General features: G+C 60.6%; 5 protein-coding genes. All 5 read left to right on the forward strand.

Annotated features, from left to right (window positions below; genetic code table 11):
- Positions 1-49: 49 nt before the first annotated feature.
- The 5 genes from GIW04_RS10740 (at position 50) to GIW04_RS10760 (ending at position 6,421) form a co-directional block, all read left to right on the forward strand.
- Entirely contained in the window at positions 50-832 is a 783-nt protein-coding gene (locus GIW04_RS10740) for a class II aldolase/adducin family protein (RefSeq protein WP_003194065.1), read from the forward strand.
- Positions 832-1,734: an alpha/beta fold hydrolase gene (locus GIW04_RS10745; protein ID WP_003194064.1), complete on the forward strand. Its 903-nt coding sequence runs from the start codon at positions 832-834 to the stop codon at positions 1,732-1,734. Before GIW04_RS10740 ends, GIW04_RS10745 begins: the two co-directional genes overlap by 1 nt.
- A gap of 118 nt (positions 1,735-1,852) precedes the next feature.
- Positions 1,853-2,764: an SDR family oxidoreductase gene (locus tag GIW04_RS10750; RefSeq protein WP_003194063.1), complete on the forward strand. Its 912-nt coding sequence runs from the start codon at positions 1,853-1,855 to the stop codon at positions 2,762-2,764.
- A gap of 480 nt (positions 2,765-3,244) precedes the next feature.
- Positions 3,245-5,035, forward strand: a complete 1,791-nt coding sequence (locus GIW04_RS10755) for a DUF1302 domain-containing protein (RefSeq protein WP_120248539.1) — start codon at positions 3,245-3,247, stop codon at positions 5,033-5,035.
- A 27-nt stretch (positions 5,036-5,062) separates the two neighbouring features.
- Entirely contained in the window at positions 5,063-6,421 is a 1,359-nt protein-coding gene (locus GIW04_RS10760; RefSeq protein ID WP_034133637.1) for a DUF1329 domain-containing protein, read from the forward strand.
- Positions 6,422-6,625 lie beyond the last annotated feature (204 nt).

A 6,625-nucleotide genomic window follows, 5' to 3' on the forward strand; every position in this document is an offset into this window, starting at 1 on the left:
TGGCTCTCACTTTAGACACCATAAGAAGTGCGCCAAGGAGGTCATTGCCATGAGCCTAGCCCCTGCTCCATCGCCACAAAACGTCAAAGCCCAGGTCAGCCCCGCTGAATGGCAAACCCGTGTGGACCTGGCGGCCTGTTATCGGCTGGTGGCCATGCACGGCTGGGATGACCTGATCTTCACGCATATTTCGGCGAAGGTGCCGGGCACTGAAGATTTCCTGATCAACCCCTATGGGCTGATGTTCCACGAGATCACCGCGTCGAGCCTGGTCAAGGTTGACCAGGCCGGCAATAAGCAAATGGACAGTTCCTACGAGATCAACCCCGCGGGCTACACCATCCACAGCGCCATCCACGAAGTGCGCCACGACGTGACCTGCGTGCTGCACACCCACACTGCTGCGGGCGTGGCGGTGTGTGCGCAAAAGCAGGGTGTGTTGCCCATCAGCCAGCAATCGCTGTTCGTGCTGTCGAGCCTTGGCTATCACGCCTATGAGGGCGTGGCGCTCAATCACGAGGAAAAGGCCCGGCTGCAAGCGGATCTGGGCCAGAACAATTTCCTGATGCTGCACAACCACGGCCTGCTGACCTGCGGCGGCACCATCGCCGATACCTTCCTGATGATGTTCACCTTCCAGCGCGCCTGCGAGATCCAGGTGCTGGCCCAGAGCGGCGGCACCGAGTTGATTGCCATCGAGCCGCAGATTCTCGCCGGTGCCAAGGCGATGGTGGCAGCTGTCACAAAAAGCGCCCAAGGTATGGGTGGTGCGCTGGCCTGGCCGGCGCTGCTACGCAAATTGGACCACCAGGACCCCGGGTATAAAAGCTGATGCCACTCGCCGAGATACCGCTCAGAGCCTGGCGCAAGCGCGGCCAGGACTTCGTCTTTCGTGGTCACTCCGTGCGGTATTGGGTGGCCGGGCAGGGCGAGCCGTTGCTGCTGATTCATGGTTTCCCCACGGCCAGTTGGGACTGGCATTACCTGTGGCAGCCCCTGGCCCAGCGCAACCTGGTAATTGCCTGCGACATGCTCGGCTTTGGCGACTCGGCCAAACCCTTGAACCACGACTATTGCCTGCTGGAACAGGCCGACTTGCAACAGGCGCTGCTTGAGCACCTGCGGGTAGAGCAGCCAGTGCATGTATTGGCCCACGACTATGGCGACAGCGTCGCCCAGGAATTATTGGCCCGGCATTACGAGGGACGATTCCAGATGGCGAGCTGCGTATTTCTCAACGGCGGCCTGTTTCCCGAAACTCATCGGCCGACGCTGGTGCAAAAGCTGCTGCTCAGTCCTCTGGGCTGGATGATCGGGCGGGCCTTTGGGCGCAATGCCTTGGCCAGCAGTTTCAACCAGATCTTCGGCCCCCAGACGCGGCCCAGTGAAAGCGTGCTGGATGACTTCTGGAGTTTGATCAGTTGCAATGACGGCCCGCGTATCCTGCACAAACTCATCGCCTACATTCCCCAACGCCGCCGCCTGCGCGAGCGCTGGCTGGCGGCCATGCAGCAAGGCGAAGTGCCGCTGCGGGTGATCGACGGCGAGGTAGACCCGATTTCCGGTGCCCATATGGTCGAGCGTTATCGCCAACTGGTGCCCGATCCCGACACGATATGGCTGGCCCATATCGGCCACTACCCGCAGATCGAGGCGCCGGTCCAGGTGCTCAGGCACTACCAAACGTTTCGTGAGCGCATCGGCCAGCCTTCACCGCGTGCGGCCTATTCCTGAGCCTGCGCATCATCCCGCTGCCTTATCAGGCACCATTCAGCCGTGGGCGTCTTTATTGTGACCAAAGGCTGCGTGCGTGACACTCTGCCTATTCCCATTGTCGCCAGCGGAGTTCGGTATGAGTGAGTCAGTGCAGTTCCAGGATAAGGTCGTGATCGTCACCGGCGCCGGTGGTGGCTTGGGCCAGGCCCATGCGCTGCTGTTCGCCAAGCACGGGGCCAAAGTGCTGGTCAACGACCTGGGTGGCTCAACCCAAGGCGAGGGGGCCAATGCCTCGGCGGCTGACCGGGTGGTGGCGCAGATTCGCGCGGTGGGCGGCATTGCCGAAGCCAACCATGACTCCGTCACCGACGGCGACAAAATCGTACAGAACGCCTTGGATGTTTTCGGCCGGGTCGACGTGGTAGTCAACAACGCCGGGATCCTGCGCGACAAGACCTTCCATAAAATGGATGACAGCGACTGGGACCTGGTTTACCGGGTGCATGTCGAAGGCGCCTACAAAGTCACCCGCGCCGCCTGGCCGCATTTGCGCGAGCAGGGTTATGGCCGGGTGATTTTCACGGCGTCGACGTCCGGTATCTACGGCAACTTCGGCCAGTCCAACTACGGCATGGCCAAGCTGGGCTTGTATGGCTTGACCCGCACCCTGGCGCTGGAAGGGCGCAAGAACAACATCCTGGTCAACGCGATTGCTCCTACCGGTGGCACGCGCATGACCGAAGGGCTGATCCCGCCGCAAGTGTTCGAGCGCCTCAAGCCGGAACTGGTCAGCCCATTGGTGGTGTTCCTGGGCAGTGAAGCCTGTGAAGAAACTGCCGGCTTGTTTGAAGTGGGGGGCGGCTGGATCGGCAAGACCCGCTGGGAGCGTAGTCTGGGTGTGGGTTTTGATCCAGAGGCCGGTTTTTCGCCGGAAGATGTGGCCGCGCACTGGCAGCAGATCTGCGATTTCGAAGGGGCTGCGCACCCCAAGGACAACATTGAGGCGTTGAAGGAAATGATGGCTAACTTGCAGAAGTTCAGCCTCTGATCATTGCCGGTAAATCAATGAATCCCACGGGGCGTCGATGACGCCCCGTTTTATTTGGGGCATAAAAAAGGCCGCTGCATAGGCAGCGGCCGAAGTAAGACGTTGGATCAAGGAGCGACAAATCAACGTCAGTGAACACCGGGAACAGACTGATTACTGGATCAATCCGTTATAAATCGGCTTTTCTCCCCGATGCGGGAGCGGGCGTTTGCCCTGAAAGCCAAGTAAGAATAATCGGTTGTAACAGAATGAGTAATAGCAGTTCGGGACAAGGACTGTTACCAAAACGACAATAATTGCTCGTCGCCATCGATTCCTCTGATAAGCCTTCATCCATCCCATGCATGGCCCCGGCCGAGCGCCCTGCCATCGAACCCCTTCATCCTTTCGAGCGACAACACGAATACCTCCTTGGTGCGCTTATCGCTCCTCAAGGGCGGCAGTAGGGTGGGGCCTTCTGTCACTCACCGGGGAAGACGCATGACAAAAACAATAATGCGCGCCATCTTCACGCCACAGGCGCTGGCCACTGCGGTTGCGCTGGGCTGCTGTGCCCAGGCGCAGGCTGTTTCGTTCAATATCGGCGAGATCGAAGGGCAATTCGACTCCTCGCTGTCCGTCGGCGCCAGTTGGGGCATGCGCGATGCCGATAAAAGCCTGGTCGGCACGGTCAATGGCGGGACGGGCCAGGCGTCCACCGGGGATGACGGGCGCCTCAACTTCAAGAAGGGCGAGACCTTCTCCAAGATCTTCAAGGGGCTGCACGACCTTGAGTTGAAGTACGGCGACACCGGCGTATTCGTGCGTGGCAAGTATTGGTACGACTTCGAGCTCAAGGACGAAGACCGCGAGTTCAAGCCCATCAGCGACCACAACCGTAAGGAAGGCGCCAAGTCCAGCGGTGCGCAGATCCTCGATGCCTTCGTCTACCACAACTACTCCCTGGGCGACCTGCCCGGCACCGTGCGCGCCGGCAAGCAGGTGGTCAGTTGGGGCGAAAGTACCTTCATCGGTAACTCCATCAACAGCATCAACCCGATCGACGTGTCGGCGTTTCGCAGGCCCGGTGCCGAGATCAAGGAAGGCTTGATCCCGGTGAACATGCTGTTTGCCTCCCAGAGCCTGACCAATCAACTGACCGTGGAAGGTTTCTACCAACTGGAATGGGACCAGACGGTGCTCGACAACTGCGGCACCTTCTTCGGTGGGGACGTGGCGGCGGACGGCTGCACCAATAACTACACCGTGGGCAGCCCGGCGATCCGACCGCTGCAACCGGTGGCCGCTGCCTTTGGTCAAGGGTTTGGCGTGACCAATGAAGGCGTGATCGTGCGGCGTGCCGGTGACCGCGATGCGCGCGACTCCGGCCAGTTCGGCGCGGCGCTGCGCTGGTTGGGCGATGACACTGAGTACGGCCTGTACTTCATGAACTACCACAGCCGCACACCGACCGTCGGCACCCTGACCGCCAATACCAACCTGGCCACCATCGGGCGCATCATCAACACCGCCAACGCCCTGGCGCCTGGTTCCGGGGGCGGTTTGGCGCAAAGCACCATGCTTGGCCGTGGCCAGTACTACCTGGATTACCCCGAAGACATCCGCCTGTTCGGCGCTAGCTTCTCCACCACGTTGCCCACGGGCACGGCGTGGACCGGCGAGATCAGCTATCGGCCCAATGCGCCGGTGCAGCTCAACACCACTGACCTGACCCTGGCCCTGGTCAACCCCATCGCGGGCCAACTCGCTTCACCCATCCGCAGCAATTTCGGCGATGACAACAAAGGCTACCGCCGCAAGGAAATCACTCAGATCCAGACCACCATGACCCAGTTCTTCGACCAGGTACTGGGCGCCGAGCGCCTGACCTTGGTGGGCGAAGCGGCGGTGGTGCACGTCGCCGGCCTGGAAGACAAAAGCAAACTGCGCTACGGCCGAGACTCGGTATACGGCGCCTATGGTTTTCAAGGTGACACCGACGGTTTTGTCACCTCCACCTCATGGGGCTACCGGGCGCGGGCGATCCTTGACTACAACAACGCCATTGCCGGTGTGAACCTCAAGCCCAACCTGTCCTGGTCCCATGACGTGGCCGGTTACGGCCCCAACGGCCTGTTTAACAAAGGCGCCAAGGCCATCAGCGTCGGCGTGGATGCGGACTATCGCAGCACCTACACCGCAAGCCTGAGCTACACCGATTTTTTTGGCGGTGACTACAACACCCTGACCGACCGCGACTTCCTCGCCCTCAGCTTCGGCGTGAACTTCTGATCTGGCTTAAAAGAAGGACAAGACCCTATGCGTAAGATGATTGCAGTGTTGGCCCTGAGCGTATTGGCCGCCAACGTAATGGCGGCAGTATCGCCCGAAGAAGCCGCCAAGCTCGGCACCACCCTCACCCCGGTCGGCGCCGAAAAAGCCGGCAATGCCGACGGCTCGATCCCGGCCTGGACCGGCGGAATCCCGAAAAACGCCGGCGCGGTGGACAGTAAGGGTTTCCTGGCTGACCCCTTCGCCAACGAAAAACCGCTGTTCGTGATCACCGCCGCCACGGTGGACAAGTACAAGGACAAACTCTCCGACGGCCAAGTGGCGATGTTCAAGCGCTACCCAGAAACCTACAAGATCCCGGTGTATCCCAGCCACCGCACGGTCAACTTGCCGGCGGACATTTACGAGTCGATCAAGCGCAGCGCCGTGAATGTGAAGGCGATTAACGATGGCAACGGCCTGGAGAATTTCACCGGCAACCGTTACTACGCGTTCCCTATCCCCAAGAATGGCGTGGAGGTGCTGTGGAATCACATCACCCGTTACCACGGCGGCAACCTGCGGCGCATCATCACCCAGGCCACGCCGCAGACCAATGGCAGCTACACGCCGATCCGCTTCGAAGAAGAAGTGGCGGTGCCCCAGGCCATCCCGGATATCGACCCGGCCAAGGCCGCCAACGTGCTCAGCTATTTCAAGCAGTCGGTCACCGCCCCGGCGCGGCTGGCAGGCAATGTGCTGCTGGTGCATGAAACCCTCGACCAGGTGAAGGAACCGCGCCTGGCCTGGATCTACAACGCCGGCCAGCGCCGTGTGCGGCGCGCGCCGCAGGTGTCCTACGACGGCCCAGGCACCGCCTCCGATGGCCTGCGTACCACCGACAACTTCGATATGTTCTCCGGCGCGCCCGACCGTTATGACTGGAAACTGGTGGGCAAGAAGGAGATGTACATCCCCTACAACAGCTACAAACTCGATTCGCCGAGCCTCAAGTACGACGACATCATCAAGGCCGGGCATATCAACCAGGACCTGACCCGTTATGAACTGCACCGCGTGTGGGAAGTGGTCGGCACCGTCAAGCCCAACGAACGGCACATCTACGCCAAGCGCCACATGTATATCGACGAAGACAGCTGGCAAGTCGCCCTCGTGGACCACTACGACGGCCGCGGCCAACTGTGGCGCGTCGCCGAAGGCCATGCGCAGTTCTACTACGACCACCAGGTGCCGGCCTACACCGTGGAAACCCTGTACGACCTGATTGCCGGGCGCTACATCGCGCTGGGCATGAAGAACGAAGAGAAAAGCAGCTTTATGTTCGGCTTCGCGGCCAAGGCAGCGGATTACACCCCGGCAGCACTGAGGTCGGAGGGCGTTCGCTGATTGCGGATCGAAGTGAGGTCAAAAATGTGGGAGCTGGCTTGCCTGCGAAGGCTGCCTGACAGTCAACACAGTTGGATTGTGTACATATCCATTGCTGCGGTAACGGCCGCTTAGGGTTCCGCCCTGACGGCGGGTCACTTTGGAAAAGCCCCAAAGTAACCAAAGGGCTCTTGCCCCACCACTCGGCACCTCGCTTAGGCTCGG

It is taken from the genome of Pseudomonas sp. PA-4-8C (assembly GCF_021606625.1).
In the GTDB taxonomy this organism is placed as follows: Bacteria; Pseudomonadota; Gammaproteobacteria; order Pseudomonadales; family Pseudomonadaceae; genus Aquipseudomonas; species Aquipseudomonas lactis.